Source organism: Xanthobacter nonsaccharivorans, from assembly GCF_043194755.2.
Lineage (GTDB): Bacteria > Pseudomonadota > Alphaproteobacteria > Rhizobiales > Xanthobacteraceae > Xanthobacter > Xanthobacter autotrophicus_G.
Map to the genome: position 1 here is coordinate 2479701 of NZ_CM195526.1, position 16976 is coordinate 2496676.

General features: G+C 69.5%; 18 protein-coding genes. 7 read left to right on the plus strand and 11 right to left on the minus strand.

All coding sequences use genetic code 11. From position 1 onward, the window contains the following. Nucleotides 1–59: 59 nt before the first annotated feature. From lexA to V5F59_RS11450, 9 genes are all read right to left on the minus strand, one after another. The gene (gene lexA, locus V5F59_RS11410; RefSeq protein WP_393977423.1) at nucleotides 60–770 is read right to left on the minus strand and encodes a transcriptional repressor LexA; all 711 of its coding nucleotides are present in this window, start codon (nucleotides 768–770) and stop codon (nucleotides 60–62) included. A 161-nt stretch (nucleotides 771–931) separates the two neighbouring features. Further along, nucleotides 932–2146, minus strand: coding sequence for a molybdopterin molybdotransferase MoeA (locus V5F59_RS11415; RefSeq protein WP_393977425.1), 1215 nt, complete (start codon nucleotides 2144–2146; stop codon nucleotides 932–934). Between the two features lie 48 nt (nucleotides 2147–2194). Next, the gene (moaC, locus tag V5F59_RS11420; RefSeq protein ID WP_393977427.1) at nucleotides 2195–2683 is read right to left on the minus strand and encodes a cyclic pyranopterin monophosphate synthase MoaC; all 489 of its coding nucleotides are present in this window, start codon (nucleotides 2681–2683) and stop codon (nucleotides 2195–2197) included. A 168-nt stretch (nucleotides 2684–2851) separates the two neighbouring features. Then, nucleotides 2852–3301, minus strand: coding sequence for a DUF2147 domain-containing protein (locus V5F59_RS11425; RefSeq protein WP_393977429.1), 450 nt, complete (start codon nucleotides 3299–3301; stop codon nucleotides 2852–2854). Between the two features lie 123 nt (nucleotides 3302–3424). Further along, a complete protein-coding gene (gene trpC / locus V5F59_RS11430) occupies nucleotides 3425–4216 on the minus strand; it encodes an indole-3-glycerol phosphate synthase TrpC (RefSeq protein WP_393977431.1) in 792 nt (263 codons plus the stop codon). Then, complete coding sequence (gene trpD / locus V5F59_RS11435; protein ID WP_393978571.1) at nucleotides 4213–5247, minus strand: anthranilate phosphoribosyltransferase; 1035 nt, start codon at nucleotides 5245–5247, stop codon at nucleotides 4213–4215. The genes trpC and trpD overlap by 4 nt, the downstream gene beginning before the upstream one ends. 18 nt (nucleotides 5248–5265) lie before the next feature. Beyond that, nucleotides 5266–5883 carry an anthranilate synthase component II gene (locus V5F59_RS11440; RefSeq protein WP_393977433.1) on the minus strand — a complete coding sequence of 206 codons (618 nt, stop codon included), beginning with the start codon at nucleotides 5881–5883 and terminating at the stop codon, nucleotides 5266–5268. Nucleotides 5884–6045: 162 nt separating this feature from the next. Then, a complete protein-coding gene (gene trpE, locus V5F59_RS11445) occupies nucleotides 6046–7557 on the minus strand; it encodes an anthranilate synthase component I (RefSeq protein ID WP_393977435.1) in 1512 nt (503 codons plus the stop codon). Between the two features lie 10 nt (nucleotides 7558–7567). After that, on the minus strand, nucleotides 7568–9463 hold the full coding sequence (locus tag V5F59_RS11450; protein WP_393977437.1) for a peptidylprolyl isomerase: 1896 nt from the start codon (nucleotides 9461–9463) through the stop codon (nucleotides 7568–7570). Between the two features lie 160 nt (nucleotides 9464–9623). Here V5F59_RS11450 and tpiA point away from each other — a divergent pair, with 160 nt between their 5' ends. Next, nucleotides 9624–10379 (plus strand): triose-phosphate isomerase, encoded by a 756-nt coding sequence (tpiA, locus tag V5F59_RS11455; protein ID WP_393977439.1) that lies wholly within the window; start codon nucleotides 9624–9626, stop codon nucleotides 10377–10379. Nucleotides 10380–10707: 328 nt separating this feature from the next. Here tpiA and V5F59_RS11460 read toward each other — a convergent pair whose 3' ends face one another. Beyond that, nucleotides 10708–11205 carry an outer membrane protein assembly factor BamE gene (locus V5F59_RS11460; protein ID WP_393977441.1) on the minus strand — a complete coding sequence of 166 codons (498 nt, stop codon included), beginning with the start codon at nucleotides 11203–11205 and terminating at the stop codon, nucleotides 10708–10710. A 181-nt stretch (nucleotides 11206–11386) separates the two neighbouring features. Between V5F59_RS11460 and V5F59_RS11465 the strand changes: the two genes are divergently transcribed. From V5F59_RS11465 to V5F59_RS11485, 5 genes are all read left to right on the plus strand, one after another. Beyond that, nucleotides 11387–11950 carry a ubiquinol-cytochrome C chaperone family protein gene (locus V5F59_RS11465; protein WP_393977443.1) on the plus strand — a complete coding sequence of 188 codons (564 nt, stop codon included), beginning with the start codon at nucleotides 11387–11389 and terminating at the stop codon, nucleotides 11948–11950. After that, complete coding sequence (locus V5F59_RS11470; RefSeq protein WP_393977445.1) at nucleotides 11950–12459, plus strand: YceD family protein; 510 nt, start codon at nucleotides 11950–11952, stop codon at nucleotides 12457–12459. Before V5F59_RS11465 ends, V5F59_RS11470 begins: the two co-directional genes overlap by 1 nt. A gap of 143 nt (nucleotides 12460–12602) precedes the next feature. Beyond that, the gene (plsX, locus tag V5F59_RS11475; RefSeq protein ID WP_393977447.1) at nucleotides 12603–13673 is read left to right on the plus strand and encodes a phosphate acyltransferase PlsX; all 1071 of its coding nucleotides are present in this window, start codon (nucleotides 12603–12605) and stop codon (nucleotides 13671–13673) included. Further along, nucleotides 13670–14644 (plus strand): beta-ketoacyl-ACP synthase III, encoded by a 975-nt coding sequence (locus V5F59_RS11480; RefSeq protein ID WP_393977449.1) that lies wholly within the window; start codon nucleotides 13670–13672, stop codon nucleotides 14642–14644. The genes plsX and V5F59_RS11480 overlap by 4 nt, the downstream gene beginning before the upstream one ends. A gap of 207 nt (nucleotides 14645–14851) precedes the next feature. Continuing rightward, nucleotides 14852–15169 (plus strand): integration host factor subunit alpha, encoded by a 318-nt coding sequence (locus V5F59_RS11485; RefSeq protein ID WP_393977451.1) that lies wholly within the window; start codon nucleotides 14852–14854, stop codon nucleotides 15167–15169. Between the two features lie 266 nt (nucleotides 15170–15435). Here the strand turns inward: V5F59_RS11485 and mazG are convergent, their stop codons facing one another. Then, nucleotides 15436–16320 (minus strand): nucleoside triphosphate pyrophosphohydrolase, encoded by an 885-nt coding sequence (gene mazG, locus V5F59_RS11490; RefSeq protein WP_393977453.1) that lies wholly within the window; start codon nucleotides 16318–16320, stop codon nucleotides 15436–15438. A gap of 164 nt (nucleotides 16321–16484) precedes the next feature. Between mazG and V5F59_RS11495 the strand changes: the two genes are divergently transcribed. Continuing rightward, on the plus strand, nucleotides 16485–16952 hold the full coding sequence (locus tag V5F59_RS11495) for an SAM-dependent methyltransferase (protein ID WP_393977455.1): 468 nt from the start codon (nucleotides 16485–16487) through the stop codon (nucleotides 16950–16952). The last annotated feature ends 24 nt before the right edge of the window (nucleotides 16953–16976 follow it).

The following is a 16976-nucleotide window of genomic DNA, read 5'->3' on the forward strand; positions in this document are numbered from 1 at the left end:
CCCCTCACCCCGTCCCGGCCTCCCGGCCGCCAGCCGGGAGAAATCCTTGCCCTGCGCTCTCAGTAGCGCCGCATCAGACCGATGAGCCGGCCCTGGATGCGCACCCGGTCGGGCCCGAAGATCCGCGTCTCATAGGCGGGGTTGGCCGCCTCGAGGGCGATGGAGGCGCCCTTCTTGCGCAGGCGCTTCAAGGTGGCTTCCTCGTCGTCCACGAGGGCGACCACGATATCCCCGGTATCGGCCGTGTCGCACTTGCGGATCAGCACCGTGTCGCCGTCGAGGATGCCGGCCTCGATCATGCTGTCACCGCGCACTTCGAGAGCGAAGTGCTCGCCGGTGCCCAGCATCTCGGGCGGAATGTTCAGCGTGTGGCTGCGGGTCTGGATGGCGGAGATGGGCGAGCCGGCGGCGATCCGGCCCATGACGGGCACCGCGACGGGGTGGGTTCCGTCGTCATCGTCCATCACCGGCCGCACCTTGCCCAGGCTGCCCTCGATCACGGCCGGGGAGAAGCCACGGCTCGCGGCCTGGGCGGAGGCGAGGCCGGGGGCCACGCTGTCCGGCAGGCGGACCACCTCCAGGGCGCGGGCGCGGTTCGGCAGGCGACGGATGAAGCCGCGCTCCTCCAGGGCGGTGATCAGGCGGTGGATGCCAGACTTCGAGCGCAGGTCCAGCGCTTCCTTCATCTCGTCGAAGGAAGGGGGAACGCCGGTTTCCTTCAGCCGCTCGTGAATGAAGCGAAGCAGGTCGTATTGCTTGCGCGTCAGCATTCCATCGCCCCCGTGATTGCCCCCCGGCCGCCGTCCGGCGGCGCGGGCCGCGCCTGTTTCACCCTGGCACGCCCACCGCGGGCGATGCGAAACAAATCATGAACAGTTCTTATCTGTTCCTTTTGTGTTCCGCAAGTGGTGAAGGCGGGGTTAAAGCCGGATCAATCCTCGAACGGAATGATCTCGCACGGGTCGCCAGCCTTTGCCGCCGGGGCGAAGGGAGCGCGGATGAGGAGGCAGTCTGCGGCCGCCAGCACGCTCAGCATGGCGCTGTCCTGCGAGGCGAAGGGCGTCACGTGCACGGAGCCGTCGGCGTGGCGCTCCATCCGCGCGCGCATGAAGTCGCGGCGGGCGTCGTTCGCCGCCACCTCCACCGCGAGGCGGGCCGGGGCGGTGAGCGGACCCGGAACGCCATCTCCCTGCAGGGCCCGGACCAGCGGCATCAGGAACACCATGGCGCACACGTGGGAGGACACCGGATTGCCCGGCAGGCCCAGCACCCGCACGCCGGCCTTGCGGCCATACATGAGCGGCTTGCCGGGCCGCAGCGCGATCTTGTGCACCGAGAGGTCCACCCCCTCCGCCCGCAGCGCCGGGGCCATCAGGTCGTGGTCGCCCACCGAGGCGCCGCCGGAGGAGACCAGGAGATCGAACTCGCCGGAGAGCGCCCGCGCCACCACGGCGCGGATGGCGGCAAGGTCGTCGCCCACCAGGCCGAGATCCGTCACCTCGGCCCCGGCGCGGCGGGCCAGCGCCGCGAGGCCGAAGGCGTTGGAGACGACGATCTCGCTGTCCTTGCCGGTGCCCTGGCCCGGCAGCACCAGTTCGTCGCCCGTCTGGATGAGCGCCACCCGCGGGCGGCGGGACACCGGAACGGTCGCATGGTCCATGGCGGCGGCGAGCATGATGTCGCGGCCGGAGAGGCGGCGCCCGGCCTTGAGGCCCGGCATGCCGGCGCTGAAATCGCAGCCCTTCAGCCGCACGTTGCGCAAGGCAGCGGTGGGGGCGGTGGTGGTGACCCTGTCGCCGTCGCGGCTGGTGTTCTCCTGGATCACCACCGTGTCGGCGCCCTCGGGCACCACCGCGCCGGTGAAGATGCGCACGGCTTCGCCCGCGCCCACGCTGCCCGAGAAGGGCCGGCCGGCGGCCGATTCGCCGATGACGGTGAGGTGCGCCGGCGTCTGGGCGATGTCGGCGCCGCGCACCGCATAGCCGTCCATGGCCGACATGTCCGCGGGCGGCTGGGTGCGGCGGGCGGGCAGATCCTGCGCGAGCACGCGGCCCGCCGCAGCCGCGACCGGCACGTCCTCGCTGCCCAGCGCAGAAACCTCACCGATAACGAGGCCGACGGCCTCCTCGACGCTCATCAGCGCCATCCTGCGCCTCCCGCTGTCGCGCTTCGTCCCATGGAATGCCCCGCCGTTTCAGTCCATCGGCGGTTCGGCGCGGAAATGCCCGCTGCGGCCGCCGGATTTCTCCAGCAGCCGGATGCCTTCAATCCGCATGCCACGATCGACCGCCTTCGCCATGTCGTAGATGGTGAGGCAGGCGACGGAAACGGCGGTCAGCGCCTCCATCTCCACTCCGGTCTGGCCCGTGACCTTGGCGCGGGCGGTGACATGGAGGCCGGGCAAGGCGGGATCGGGCGCGATCTCCACTTCCACTTTAGTGAGCAGAAGCGGATGGCAGAGCGGAATCAGCTCATGGGTGCGCTTGGCGCCCATGATGCCGGCGAGCCGCGCGGCGGCCAGCACATCGCCCTTCTTGGCGTTGCCGGAAAGGATCAGCTCGAGCGTTGCCGGCGCCATGGCGACGCGGCCTTCCGCCAGCGCCTCGCGGCTGGTGGAGGGCTTGTCGGTGACGTCCACCATGCGGGCGGCGCCCTCGGCGTCGATGTGGGTCAGGCTGGCCATGGCCGATGATGGGTTCCGGAATCGTCCCTGTCGTCGCCGGGGAAGATGGCGGGCGGGGCGGGTCCTGTCCACCACCGGCGCGGAAAAGGTCCTTCCTTCATAGCGCGAGGGTGGCGCCGCCGCGCGACGGGCGCGGCGGCGGGCTCCCGGCCGAAGCGGCGGTGCGCCTCAGCGCAGGCGCGTCCACACCTGTGTCTTGCACAGCGGCACCACCACGCAGCCGCGCAGCTTCAGCGTGTCGTCGCCATCAAGGGTGATGGTGCCGGAATAGGTCTTGCCATCCTCGGCATTGTAGATGCTGCCGCCCGACCACTCCTTCGGTCCGCCGGAGAAGCCGGTGAGGATGGTGAGGCCCTTCAGGGCCCGCGCGCGCAGGCCGGCGTTGGAATTGTTCACGTCCTTGAGGTTGGGATCGGCCTTCAGCCCCTCGGAGGAAAGGAGGCGGCCGCACAGGCTGGCGCCGCACTTGAAGATCTCCACCTGCCCGCTGCGGGTGGGTGTCTGCCACAGGCCCGTGGGCTCGGCCGCGAGGGCAGGGGTGGCGAGCAGGGACGCGGCAAGGACAGGGGCGGCGACAAGCGAGCCGAGAGCAAGGGCGGCGCGGCGGCGATGGCTCATGGGTTTCCTCCTGGTGCGCAGCCATTCTGCGGGCTGCATCACGCATTAAGGCGGAAACTCCCCTATACGGCAACTATCAATCGTATTCGAGCGAGCGACGCACCGCAGCGCGGGGAGGGCGCTTCAGCCGCCCAGCAGCTTGCAGGTGGCGGAGGCGACATCCTCCTGCCGCATGAGGCTCTCGCCCACCAGGATGGTGCCGATGCCCACCAGCGCAAGGCGCAGCACATCCTGCGTGGTGAAGATGCCGCTCTCGCCGATGGTGATGCGGTCCTTCGGCACGCGGGGTGCCAGCCGCTCGGAGGTCTCGAGCGAGGTCTCGAAGGTGCGCAGGTTGCGGTTGTTGATGCCGATGAGCTTACAGGGCAGCGCCAGCGCGCGGTCCAGCTCGGCATCGTCATGCACCTCGACGATGGCGTCCATGCCGTAGGCGGCGGCGGCGTCCGCGAGGTCGCGGGCAAGCGCGTCGTCCACCCCGGCCATGATGATGAGGATGCAGTCCGCCCCCCAGGCGCGCGCCTCCGCCACCTGGTAGGTGTCGTACATGAAATCCTTGCGCAGCACCGGCAGGTTCACCGCCGCGCGGGCGGAGCCGAGGAATTCCGGCGCCCCCTGGAAGGACGGGGCGTCGGTGAGCACCGAGAGGCAGGTGGCGCCGCCGCGCTGATAGGCGCGGGCCAGCGTCGGCGGGTCGAAGTCCGCGCGGATCAGCCCCTTGGAGGGGCTCGCCTTCTTGATCTCGGCAATGAGCGCGGTGCGGCCTTCGGCAAGGCTCTGCTCGATGGCACCGGCGAACGGGCGCACGCGCGGGGCGCAGCGGGCGGCGGCCTCGATCTCGGCGAGGGGCCGGGCGCGCTTGGCCGCGGCGATCTCCTCGCGCTTGTAGGCCTCAATCTTCTTCAGGATGTCGCTCATTGGGCCGCCTCCGGCGCAACCTTCTCGGAGACCGCGCAAAGCTGTTCCAGCCGGGCCCGCGCGGAACCGGTGTCCAGGCTGGTGGTGGCCATCGCCACGCCCTCCTTCAGGTCCTGCGCCCGGCCGGCCACCACCAAAGCGGCGGCGGCGTTGAACACGGCGACGTCGCGGTAGGCGCCCGTCTCCCCGTCCAGCACCGCCCGCAGGGCCGCGGCATTGTAGCGGGCGTCGCCACCCTTCAGCGACTCGGCGGGATGGCGGGTGAGGCCCACGTCCTCGGGGGTGACGGTGAAGGTGTGGATGCGCCCCTCGTCCAGCACGGCGATGTCGGTGCCACCGGAGATGGTGATTTCGTCGAGCCCGTCGGAGCCATGCACCACGAAGGCCTTGGTCGATCCCAGCGTCTTCAGCACCTCGGCCAGCGGCACGATCCACGACTTGGCGAACACGCCGACCATCTGCCGCGTCACGCCCGCGGGGTTCGAGAGCGGGCCGAGCAGGTTGAAGATGGTGCGGGTGCCCATCTCCACGCGGGTCGGGCCCACGTGCTTCATGGCCGGGTGATGGGAGGGAGCGAACATGAAGCCGATGCCCGTCTCGGCGATGCACCGGGAAATGCCCGCCGGATCAAGGTCGATCCGCACGCCCAGCGCGGAGAGCACATCCGCCGCGCCGGACTTGGAGGAAAGCGCCCGGTTGCCGTGCTTGGCGACCGGCACGCCGGCCCCCGCCACGATGAAGGAGGCGCAGGTGGAGATGTTGTAGGAGCCGGAGGCGTCGCCCCCGGTGCCCACCACGTCCACCGCCTCTTCCGGAGCTTCCACCGGCAGCATCTTGGAGCGCATGACGGAGACGGCGCCCGCGATCTCGTCCACCGTCTCGCCGCGCACCCGCAGCCCCATGAGCAGCGCGCCCATCTGGGAGGGGGTGGCCTCGCCGGACATCATCTTGTCGAACACATAGGCCGCCTCGTCGCGGCTGAGGCTCGCGCCGGTCGCCACCTTGCCGAGGAGGGGTTTGAACTGGTCCATCATCTGTCCCTCCCGTGCTCAGCTCTTGGCCTTCTGCGCGTTGAAGGCGGCGGCGATATCGAGGAAATTCTTGAGCAGCATATGGCCGTTCTCGGAGGCGATGCTCTCCGGGTGGAACTGCACGCCGTGGATGGGCAGGCTCTTGTGGGCGAGGCCCATGATGAGCCCGTCCGCGGTGTGCGCCGTCACCTCCAGCACCTCGGGCAGCGTATCGCGCTTTACAATGAGGGAGTGGTAGCGGGTTGCCTGGAATGGGTGATTGATGCCCCGGAACACGCTTTTGCCCTCGTGCAGGATCTCGCTCATCTTGCCGTGCATGGGGGTGGGCGCGCGGACCACCTCGCCGCCGAACACCTGGCCGATGGCCTGGTGGCCGAGGCAGACGCCGAAGATCGGCACCTTGTCCCCCGCCTTGGCGATGAGATCGCAGCAGATGCCCGCCTCGTTGGGCGTGCAGGGGCCGGGGGACAGCACGATGGCGTCCGGCTTCTCGGCCAGAACGTCTTCGATGGTGACGGCGTCGTTGCGATGGACGGTGACGGTGGCCCCCAGCTCGCCCAGGTAATGGACGAGGTTGTAGGTGAAGCTGTCGTAATTATCGATCAGCGTGACCTTGGGAGAATGGGAGGCGGACATCTTGAGGCTCCGGATCCCGCGCACCCCGGTCTGCGGGAATGGCGGGTGTTAAGGCGAGGGATGGCACGGGGTCAATGACGCCCGCAAGGGACCGGCGCGGCCGGACAGTCAGCCAGCCCGCTTCACCATCGCTCAAGTCTGGTCACGCCCACCGTCATCCCCTCACTGTCCCTTCCCGGCGCGGGCGGCGAAGCGCACCGCCTCCTCGCCGGCGCGAAACAGGGCTTTCGCCTTGTTCACGCATTCCTGCTGCTCGCTCTCGGGCACGCTGTCATAGACGATGCCGGCGCCGGCCTGCACATACATGCGGCCATCCTTCACGATGGCGGTGCGCAGCACGATGCAGGTGTCCATCTCGCCGTTGGCGCCGAAATAGCCGATGGCGCCGGCATAGATGCCGCGCTTGTCCCTCTCCAGCTCGTCGATGATCTCCATGGCCCGCACCTTCGGCGCCCCGGAAACGGTGCCGGCGGGAAAGCCGGCCGCGAGCGCGTCCACCGCGTCGAAGCGGCGGTCCAGCGCGCCCTCCACGTTGGAGACGATGTGCATCACCTGGCTGTAGCGCTCGATGAAGAACGAATCCGTCACCTTCACCGTGCCCATCTGCGAGACGCGGCCGGTATCGTTGCGGCCGAGGTCCAGCAGCATGAGGTGCTCGGCGCGCTCCTTCGGATCGGCGAGCAGCTCCTGCGCCAGCGCCTCGTCCTCGGCATGGGTGAGGCCGCGCTTGCGGGTGCCGGCGATGGGGCGGATCGTGACCTTGCCGTCGCGCAGCCGCACCAGGATCTCGGGGCTGGAGCAGACCACCGAGAAGCCGTCGAAGTTGAGATAGACGAGGAACGGCGCCGGGTTCACCCGCCGGAGCGCCCGATAGAGGGCGAAGGGCGGCAGGGTGAAGGTGCTCTCGAACCTCTGCGAGAGCACCACCTGGAAGATGTCGCCGGCGCGGATGTATTCCTTGGCCTTGTCCACCATGGCGCGGAACTCCTCCGGCGCCGTGTTGGAATCCTGCAGGACCTCACTGTGGAACGGCTCCGGAGCGGGGTGGGCGATGGCCTTGTCCAGCCCGGCCACCACCTTGTCGAGCCGCTCCAGCGCCGCCTCCCAGGCCGCGCGGGGCGAGACGCCCTCCTTCGGCCGCACGGGGGTGACGGCGGTCAGCTCGTCCTTCACCGCGTCGAACACCACCATGAGGGTGGGACGGATGAGCAGGGCCTCCGGCACGCCGATGGGATCGGGCTTGGCCGGGCCCAGCTTCTCCATCTGCCGCACCATGTCGTAGCCGAGATAGCCGAACACGCCCGCCGCCATGGGCGGAGCGCCTTCCGGCAGGTCGATGGCCGATTCGGCAAGCAGGGCGCGCAGGGCGGTGAGCGGGGCGCCGGGGCAGCGCACGAAGGCGGCCTTGTCGGTCGCCGGCGTGCGGTTGATCTCGGCCACGTCGCCGGACGCTCGGAAGATGAGGTCCGGCTCCAGCCCGATCATGGAATAGCGGCCGCGGGTCTGCCCGCCCTCCACCGATTCGAGGAGGAAGGCGTTCGGCGTCTCCCCGGCGAGCTTCAGGAAGGCGGAGACCGGGGTCTCCAGGTCCGCGACCAGTGTCAGGGACACCACCTGCGCCTCGCCCTTGAGATAGCGCGAGGCGAAAAGGTCGAAATCGGTAGGGGCGTTCACGTCATCCGCCTCAGTTGGCCGAGCCGGCGCCCACGGCCTGGGCGAAGACGCGATCGTTCACCTTCACGCCGATCTCCTTCTGGATGGCGTCGAGGTATTGCATGAGCACGTCGTTCTCCAGCTGGCGCGACAGCTCCGCCGCCACCCGCGCGGTGTCGGGCGAGGACTGGGGCACGAGGACCCGGGTCACCTGGAACACCACCCGGTCGGGCTCGGTGGCGCCGATGGCGACGCCGAAGCCGCCGTCCTTCACGTCGAACACGCTGGTGATGCTCTCGGTGGTGAAGGGGCCTTCGGCACGGCCGCGCCGCAGGGGCTCGGCCACCTGGATGGGCAGGCCGGCAGAGCCCGCCACCTCGGCCAGCGGCTTGCCGCCCTCGGCCTGCTTCAGAAGCTCCTGCGCCTTGACCTCGATGGCCTTGTCCGTCTCCGCCTCGGTCCAGCGGGCGGTCACGGCCTCCTTGGCCTCCTCGAAGGTGCGGTCGCGGGCAGGGGTGATGCTCACGGTCTCGTACCAGACGAAGCCGCCGTTCTGCGGCAGCTGGATGGTGTCGGTCTCCACCCCCGGCTGGGTGGCGAAGGCACCCGCCACCACCTCGGTGCCGCCGGGAATGGTCACGGCATTGCCCTGCGGGTCACGGCCGGACCGGTCCACCGCGTCGACGGTCTGGAGCTTGAGGCCCAGCTTCTGCGCGGTCTCGGCGAGGGTGGCGCCGGAGGCGCGCTCGTCCTCCACCTGGTCGTGCTTGTCGAGCAGGGCGCGGCGCGCCTTGTCGACCTTGAGGTTGGTGACGATCACGTCCTTCACCACCTCGAACGGCTGCTGCGAGCCGGCATCGATCTTCGTCACCTCCACGAGGGCGGTGCCGAAGCGGCCCTCCACCGGCTCGCTCACCGCATCGGCGGCGAGGGCGAAGGCGGCTTCGGCGATCTTCGGGTCGAGGATGGCCTCCCTGGCGACGAGGCCGAGGTCGGTGTCCTTCGCCGTCAGCCCGCGCGCGGCGGCGACGTCGGCGAAGCTCGTGCCGGCCTTGATCTTGTCATAGGCGGCCCGGGCCTCGGCCGGGTCGGTGAAGACGATCTGCTTCACCTCCCGCTGCTCGGGCGTGCCGAAGCGGGAAAGGTTGCGCTCATAGAAGGCCTTCGCCTCCTCGTCGGTCACCGTCTCGGCGGCGGCGAGGGCGTCGGGGGTCAGGGCGAGAACCGCGATCTTGCGGTACTCCGGCGCCCGGAAGGAAATCTTGTGCGCATCGAAATAGCTGCGCAGGGCGTCCTCGGCAGGGGCGGGCAGGGTGCCGACCGCGGCGGGCGTCACCAGGATGTAGCTGGCGGAGCGCGTCTCGCCCTCGAAGCGGTTCACCGCATTGATCAGCACCTGCGGTACGGCGAGGCCGGTGCCGAAGGATTGCAGCACCTGGTCGCGCACGAGGCGCTTCTTCTCCGCATCCACGAAGCGCTGCTCGGTGATTCCGTTGGAGCGCAGCAGCTGCTGGAAATAGGCCGGGTCGAACGCCGGCGCGCCGGGCGCGCGGAAGGCCGGGTTGTCGGCGATCTCCTTCGCCACCTGGGAGTCGGAGACGGCGAGGCCGAGGCGGGCCGCCTGCTCGTCCAGGGTCGCGTCGGCGATCATCTGGTTGAGAATCTGCCGGTCGAGGCCGAAGGCACGCGCCTGCTCGGGCGTGATGGCCCGGCCGGCGCGGCGCGTCAGCTGCTGCAGCTGGTCCAGATACTGCCGCCGGAATGCATCCGCGGAAATGTCCGTGCCGCCGACGCTCGCGACCGTCGTCGTGCCGAAGCCGCGGAACACGTCCGCAATGCCCCACACGACGAAGCTGAGGGTGAGCACGACGAGGAAAAACTTGGCGATCCAGCCGGAGGCGCCCTTGCGGAGTGTCTGAAGGACCATCGTTCATTCGTTTGAAGAGAGCGCCGGGGGACGGCGCGGAAGCCGCGCATCATAGGGAGGGGGAGGGGGCCTCGCAACGGCGCATGGTCGCACCCCTTTCCAGCGCCATCCCGGCTCTGGTAGGTGAGCCGCAGAAAACACATGCAATTGGAGGGGGTCCATGCCGACAGAGCGTCGCATCCTGATCGCGGGCAACTGGAAGATGAATGGCCTGCGTCAGTCGAAGACGGAGCTCCGCGGCATCGCCGCTGGCATGGACGGCATCGGCGCCGACCTCCTCGTCTGCCCGCCCTTCACCCTCCTCGCCGCCTTCGCCAGCGACGTGGCGGGCACAAGGCTGATGATCGGCGGACAGGACTGCCACCCGGCGGAAAGCGGCGCCCACACCGGCGACGTCTCCGCCGAGATGCTGAAGGACGCGGGCGCGGTGGCGGTGATTCTCGGCCATTCCGAGCGCCGCGCCGACCATCACGAGGGCGATGCCGTGGTGAAGGCGAAGGTGAAGGCGGCCTGGCGCGGCGGCCTCCTGCCCATCGTCTGCGTGGGCGAGACGCTGGACGAGCGCGACGCCGGCGAGGCCCCGGCCGTGGTGACGCGGCAGGTGCGCCAGTCGATCCCCGACGCGGCCACCGCCGCGAACCTCGTCATCGCCTATGAACCCATCTGGGCCATCGGCACCGGCCGCACCCCCACGGTGGACGACGTGGCGCAGATCCACGGCACCATCCGTCACGTGCTGGCCGAGCGCTTCGGAGCCGAGGCGGGCGGCATCCGCATCCTCTACGGCGGCTCGGTGAAGCCGGACAATGCGGCGATCCTCCTCGCCACGGCGGATGTGGACGGCGCCCTGGTGGGCGGCGCGAGCCTGAAGGCCGCCGACTTCCTCGCCATCGCCCGCGCCGCGCCACGGGGCTGAGGGGCGGGCCGGGGCAACGAGCGCGACGATCAGGAGCGTGCATCGAGGGCGGATTTAAACCCTGAGGCGCGTCGGGGCGGTAGATGAGGGGTTCGCATCCGCATCGCCAAACGCGATGCGGATGGTGCGCGGCCCCCTCGGCCTCGCAGGTGTTGGCCGGCGGTCTCTTCCGCCTCGCCCTTGTCGGGCACGGGGAGGGCAAAGCGTATCTCGCCGCCGCTGGCGATTAGTCGGCAGGGGCCGCCCTTCGTCCGGGGGGGCTCCATCTCGCAACGATCATTGCGGGCGGCGCGGGAGCTGGACCCGGAGCTGCCGCCCGCAGACCTCCTCAGAAGGTGACGAGGCCGATGAGCTGCTTGATGAGGCTCAGGTCCTCGCCGCTGGTGGGCGTGGTCTGGGACACGAAATCAAACACCTTGCCGTCCTTCATCCCGTACTGGGCGATGCGGCTGACGCGCTTGTTCTTGTCGAAATAGACCGCGAGCACCTTCTGGTCGGTGATTTCCGGCTTCAGGAAGGCCACCTTCTGGGCGGTCTGGGAAATGTAGAAGAAGGCCTCGCCATTCACCGTGGCGACGGTGGAGGGCGTGCCGAGCACCAGCAGCACCTGCTCCTGGCTGGAGCCCACCGGCACCTGGTCGAGGGCCCCATCGGCCAGGACGTAGCCGCGCTGGTAGATGCGTGTGACGCCGGTGAGGCTGGTGCCGGAGCCGCCCACCATGTCGCCGCAGCCCGCAAGCGCGAAGCCTGCGACGAGGAGGGCCGCGCCGCCGCGCCGCGCGCCGGAACCGGCACCGATCCTCAGGTTCATCTTCTGTGACGCCACACGCTTCCCCATCGTTTCCCGCACCGCCCGCCGCTCCCGCCCGGGCGGCGCAGTCCGGTCCGCGCCAGGCGCGGAAAGCCATACCACCCCTTGCCACAGGGCCCGCGGCGCGTTACGCCGCTTCGACCCTCAGATCGCCTTTATGCACCGCCCGCGCAGGGCGCAAGCGCCCCGGATCCCGATGTTCAACCTGTTCCGCAACACCAAGACCCGTGAGACCATCGAGCGCCTGTATGGCGCGATCGTGGCACAGTCGCGGCGGACGGACTTCTACACGGACTTCGCCGTGCCCGATACGATGGACGGGCGCCTTGAGATGCTGATGCTGCACACGGTTCTGGTCTGTCGCCGCCTGAAGGGCGGCAGCGAGATCGAGCGCGCCCTTTCCCAGGACATCTTCGACGCCTTCGCCGCCGACATGGACCGCACCATGCGGGAGATCGGCGTCGGCGACCTCACCGTGCCGAAGAAGATGAAGAAGATCGGCGCCGCCTTCTATGGCCGCGCCGCCGCTTATGATTCGGCGCTGGCCGCAGAGGGCGAGGACGCGCTTGCCCAGGCCGTCACACGCAATATCTTCACCCTGGGGGAGGCCGCGCCGCCACCGGGAGCGCGGGCGCTCGCCGCCTATGCGCGCGCCGCGGCGGCGGAGCTTGCGGCCACCCCGTTCGAGGTGCTGGCACGGGGCGAGCTGCCGCTCACGGCCCCGGCCGCGCCGGGTCCCCTCGCGCGGGAGAACCGATGATGACCGACCTGCCTTATTCCCTGTCCGTGCCGGTCTCCGACCTGCCGCCCCACGGCCTCCAGATGGAGCTCGTGCCCGACGCCGCCCAGCGCGCCGCGCTGGCGCGCCATGTCGGCGTACTGGCCGTCAGCGACCTCAAGGCGACGCTCCATATCGCCCCCGAGGGCAAGGAGGGGGTGCATGTCACCGGCCACCTCACCGGCACGGTCAGCCAGACCTGCGGCGTGACGCTGGAAGCCTTCGACGCCCCCGTCAGCGAGAGCGTGGACGTCCACTTCGTCCCCGCCGGCTCCTATACCCCGCCGGAGGATCCGGAGGAGAGCGACGAGGACCCGCCGGACGAGATCGTCGACGGCAGCATCGATGCAGGTGCGCTGGTGGGCGAGTTCCTCGTTTTGGGGGTTGATCCCTATCCCCGCAAGCCCGGCGCCGTCTTCGAGCCGCCGGCGGAGGAGCCCGGCGCGCTCTCGCCCTTCGCCGCGCTCGCGCGCCTCAAGGACGACAAGTGAGGCCCCGGCCAGTTGCGATCAGGGCGCGAAACGCTATTGTCCGCGCGCCGGCGAACCGGCGACGGTAGGGGAGCATGGCTTCACCCCGCCTCGCCGACCGCATCCGATCCGAATCCGAGCCTGCGAAGGGACAACCGCCCGAGATGACCGCTTCCGTCCGCATCGCCCTCGACGCCATGGGCGGCGACCATGGACCCGAGACGGTCCTTGCCGGGGCGGAGATCTCCCTCGGGCGCCATCCGGACATCGCCTTCGTCCTCTACGGGGACGAGGCCCGGGTGGGCGAGGTGCTGAAGCGCCATCCCAAGCTCGCCGCCGCCTCGCGCATCGTCCACACCGACGTGGTGGTGGGCATGGACGACAAGCCGAGCCTGGCCCTGCGCCGCGGCCGCTACAAATCGTCCATGTGGCGGACCATCGACGCGGTGAAGACCCATGACGCGGACGTGGCCGTTTCCGCCGGCAACACCGGCGCGCTGATGGCCATGGCGAACTTCAACCTGCGCACCATGCCGGGAATCAGCCGCCCGGCGATCGCCGCCATCTGGCCGACCCTGCGCGGCGAGACGGTGGTGCTGGACGTGGGCGCCTCCATCGGCGCCACCGCCAAGAGCCTGGTGGAGATGGCCATCATGGGCTCGGCCATGGCCCGCGTGCTCTTCGACATCGAGAACCCGACCGTCGGCCTGCTCAACGTGGGGGTCGAGGAGATCAAGGGCGTCGAGGAGGTGAAGGAGGCCGCGCGCATCCTGCGCGAGGACGGCGTGCCGGTGAACTACCACGGCTTCGTCGAGGGCAACGACATCGGCGCCGGTACGGTGGACGTGGTGGTCACCGAGGGGTTCGCCGGCAACATCGCCCTGAAGACGGCGGAGGGCACGGCCAAGCAGCTCGCCTCCTATTTGCGCTCGGCCATGAGCCGGACGCTGCGTGCGAAGATCGGCTATTTGTTTGCCAGGGACGCTTTCCGCGTGCTGAAGGAGAAGATGGACCCGCGCCGCTCCAACGGCGGGGTGTTCCTGGGCCTCAACGGCATCGTCATCAAGAGCCACGGCGGGACCGACGCGGAGGGCTTCGCGGCCGCCGTGGACCTCGCCTATGACATGGTGCGCCACGAGCTGCTGGCGCGCATCGAAACAAGCCTCGTGCGCCTCCAGCCGCCGCAGATGCCGGCGCGCGAGCCGCAAACCGCAGGCGCGGAAGGACAATCGTGAGCGGTATCAGGTCCGTCACCCGGGGCACCGGGTCCTATCTCCCCGAGCGTGTCCTCACCAACGAAGACCTCGCGCGGCGCATCGACACGTCTGACGAATGGATCGTCCAGCGCACCGGCATCCGCCAGCGCCACATCGCCGCGGAGGGCGAGTTCACCTCCCATCTCGCGGTGAAGGCAGCCGAGCGGGCATTGGCCAACGCGGGTTTCGCCGCCGGCGACATCGACCTCATCGTGCTCGCCACCTCGACGCCCGACCAGACCTTCCCGGCCACCGCGGTGACGGTGCAGGCCGAGCTCGGCATCACCCGCGGCGCGGCCTTCGACCTCCAGGCCGTGTGCTCCGGCTTCGTGTTCGCGCTGGCCACCGCCGATGCCTATCTTAAGTCCGGCGCCTTCCAGCGGGCACTGGTGGTGGGGGCGGAGACCTTCTCGCGCATCCTCGACTGGGAGGACCGCGGCACCTGCGTGCTGTTCGGCGACGGGGCAGGGGCCATGGTGCTGGAAGCGGTGCAGGAGGACGACGCCCACGGCGCGGGCCTGCTCACCTCGCACCTGCGCTCCGACGGGCGGCATCGCAACAAGCTGTTCGTGGACGGCGGGCCGTCCTCCACCCAGACGGTGGGGCACCTGCGCATGGAAGGCCGGGAGGTTTTCAAGCACGCGGTGGGCATGATCACCGACGTGATTGTCGATGCCTTCGCCGCCACCGGCGAGAGCGCGGACACCATCGACTGGTTCGTGCCGCATCAGGCCAATCGCCGCATCATCGACGCCAGCGCGCAGAAGCTCGGCATCCCCCCGGAGAAGGTCGTGATGACCGTGGACCTGCACGGCAACACCTCCGCCGCCTCCATTCCCCTCGCGCTCGACCTCGCCTGCCGCGACGGGCGCATCAAAAAGGGACACTTGGTGCTGCTGGAGGCGATGGGCGGCGGATTCACGTGGGGTTCCGCGCTCTTACGCGTGTGAGCTTGCGTTATTGCGTTGACCTTGCTCGGGGCGCGCGGCTAGTTTGCCGGACGCCTTCCTTCGCAGGTGCGGAGTAGCCAGGAGGGTGCGGCGTTCTATCCGTCACATTCGTGAATCCTACTCTGTTAAAATTGAACGGGATTTCCTATTCGAAGGCCTGGGCGGCGGGTTCAGGCGTTTCGAGGCTTTCTGGGCTCGGGGAGGCACATGGCTGGTCGGACCGTAACGCGGGCGGATCTGTGCGAGGCCGTCTATCAGCAGGTGGGCCTGTCCCGGACGGAGTCCGCCGCGCTCGTGGAAATGGTGCTGAAGGAGATTGCTGACTGCCTCGCCCGTGGCGAGACGGTGAAGCTGTCCTCGTTCGGCTCCTTCGTCGTGCGCGAGAAGGGCGAGCGCATCGGCCGCAACCCGAAGACCGGACAGGAAGTTCCGATCGAGCCCCGGCGGGTGATGGTCTTCAAGCCCTCCAGCATCCTGAAGCACCGCATCAACGGCACCGAGCCGGACGGCCTGGACGAAGACTGATTCTGCATCGCAGCATGCGCGCCTGACGGCGCCGGCGTGAAGGGGGCGTGGTCCGATGGATCGCGCCCTTTGCGTTTCCGCAGATATGACGCAGCGGCATGATCTGCGCCGATCGCGAAGCCGGCTGAGGCCGCGCAACGCCGGAGGCTGCGCCCCCAGCGCATTTTCGATGCGGTGCGGGCACCGGCTCGCGTAAAGAAGTCACGTTAAAACAAGGAGGTAGAGGGTTTCCCGCGATTCGGAAAACCGCGGAAATGCTCCAGGCTTCAGGCCGCATCCTCCCGTTTCTTGTCCCCGCGCTCCTTGTCCTCGCGTTCCTTGTCCTCGCGTTCCTTGCGCTTGGCGTCCTGCCAGAGCGCTTCCATCTCGTCGAGGCTCGCCTCGACGGGACGCCGGCCTGCGTCCGCCAGCACGGTCTCCACGTGGGCGAAGCGGCGGGTGAACTTGTCGTTGGTGCCGCGCAGGGCGGATTCCGGGTCGACACCGGCATGGCGGGCGAGGTTCACCACCGCGAACAGGAGATCGCCCATCTCGTCGCGGATGGCGGCAGTGCCGCCGGCCTCCAGCGCCTCGGCGACCTCCTCCGTCTCCTCGCGGATCTTCGCCAGCACCTGGCGGGCGTCATTCCAGTCGAAGCCGACGCGGCCGGCCTTTTCCTGCAACTTCAAGGCGCGCGTGAGGGCAGGGAGGGGCAGGGGAACGCCGGAGAGCGCGCCACTGGCCTCCTGCTCCTCCGGCAGGCCGGCGGCGGCCCGGGCAGCAGCACGCTCCCGCTTCTCCTCGGCCTTGATGGCGGCCCACAGGCCCTTGACCTGATCCGGCGAAAGATCCCGCGCATGGCCGAACACATGGGGGTGACGGCGAATGAGCTTCTGGGTGATGGCCTCCACCACGTCGCCGAAATCGAAGCTGCCCGCCTCCTCCGCCATCCGGGCATGAAACGCCACCTGCAGCAGCAGGTCGCCCAGCTCCTCCTTCAGGTCCGGCATGTCCCGGCGAGCAATGGCGTCGGCCACCTCGAAGGCCTCCTCCAGCGTGTAGGGGGCGATGGAGGAGAAATCCTGCTCCAGATCCCAGGGGCAGCCGGTGCCCGGCGTGCGCAAGGCGGCCATGATCTCGAGAAGGCGCGCGATGTCGCGGGAGGCGTCCATGGGTTTCTCCGTTCGGGGCTCGCCGCCAGTCTAGAGCACGCGCCGATCCGATTGCACCGCAATCAGAACGGAGAAGTCGCAGCGGAAAGGGCAGGGCCGTGCGCCGGCCGGCCCTCTTTACCGCGGCTGCTGCCGCCCTATGCTCCCGGCCGGAGGATCAGGACATGCTCGACATCGCGCCCCCCGGCCCCATCGACGACGACATCCGCCCCGGCGAGAAGACCGTGGCGCTGCCCGAGGGGTTCGACGCCGGCCTCTATTTCATCGGCCGCATCCGCACCCCCTGGACCGAGCGCGGCAGCTGCCCCCGTCGCGGCGATGCGGAGGAGGGGCCGGTCTGCACCCTGGAGATCGACCCGCGCTGGGCCGAGGCGCTGGTGGGGGTCGAAGAGTGCCCGCGCCTGCAGGTGCTCTATTGGATGAACAGGGCACGGCGTGACCTCGTGCTCCAGAGCCCCCGCCACGACGGCCCCACCCGCGGCACCTTCGCCTTGCGCTCCCCGGTGCGGCCGAACCCCATCGCGTCCTCCGTGGTGCGCCTCGTGGGCGTGGACGGGCTGAAGGTTCAGGTGCGCGGCCTCGACTGCCTCGACGGAACGCCGCTGGTGGACCTGAAGGTGCACCACGGCTGAGGCCGGCCGCGCATCGGCGCGGGC

Coding starts and splice junctions, on each gene's coding strand:
- lexA (WP_393977423.1), bottom strand. CDS start 770: ATGCTGACGCGCAAGCAATACGACCTGCTTCGCTTCATTCACGAGCGG.
- V5F59_RS11415 (WP_393977425.1), bottom strand. CDS start 2,146: ATGGCGCTGATGAGCGTCGAGGAGGCCGTCGGCCTCGTTATCGGTGAG.
- moaC (WP_393977427.1), bottom strand. CDS start 2,683: ATGGCCAGCCTGACCCACATCGACGCCGAGGGCGCCGCCCGCATGGTG.
- V5F59_RS11425 (WP_393977429.1), bottom strand. CDS start 3,301: ATGAGCCATCGCCGCCGCGCCGCCCTTGCTCTCGGCTCGCTTGTCGCC.
- trpC (WP_393977431.1), bottom strand. CDS start 4,216: ATGAGCGACATCCTGAAGAAGATTGAGGCCTACAAGCGCGAGGAGATC.
- trpD (WP_393978571.1), bottom strand. CDS start 5,247: ATGGACCAGTTCAAACCCCTCCTCGGCAAGGTGGCGACCGGCGCGAGC.
- V5F59_RS11440 (WP_393977433.1), bottom strand. CDS start 5,883: ATGTCCGCCTCCCATTCTCCCAAGGTCACGCTGATCGATAATTACGAC.
- V5F59_RS11450 (WP_393977437.1), bottom strand. CDS start 9,463: ATGGTCCTTCAGACACTCCGCAAGGGCGCCTCCGGCTGGATCGCCAAG.
- tpiA (WP_393977439.1), top strand. CDS start 9,624: ATGCCGACAGAGCGTCGCATCCTGATCGCGGGCAACTGGAAGATGAAT.
- V5F59_RS11465 (WP_393977443.1), top strand. CDS start 11,387: ATGTTCAACCTGTTCCGCAACACCAAGACCCGTGAGACCATCGAGCGC.
- V5F59_RS11470 (WP_393977445.1), top strand. CDS start 11,950: ATGACCGACCTGCCTTATTCCCTGTCCGTGCCGGTCTCCGACCTGCCG.
- plsX (WP_393977447.1), top strand. CDS start 12,603: ATGACCGCTTCCGTCCGCATCGCCCTCGACGCCATGGGCGGCGACCAT.
- V5F59_RS11485 (WP_393977451.1), top strand. CDS start 14,852: ATGGCTGGTCGGACCGTAACGCGGGCGGATCTGTGCGAGGCCGTCTAT.
- mazG (WP_393977453.1), bottom strand. CDS start 16,320: ATGGACGCCTCCCGCGACATCGCGCGCCTTCTCGAGATCATGGCCGCC.
- V5F59_RS11495 (WP_393977455.1), top strand. CDS start 16,485: ATGCTCGACATCGCGCCCCCCGGCCCCATCGACGACGACATCCGCCCC.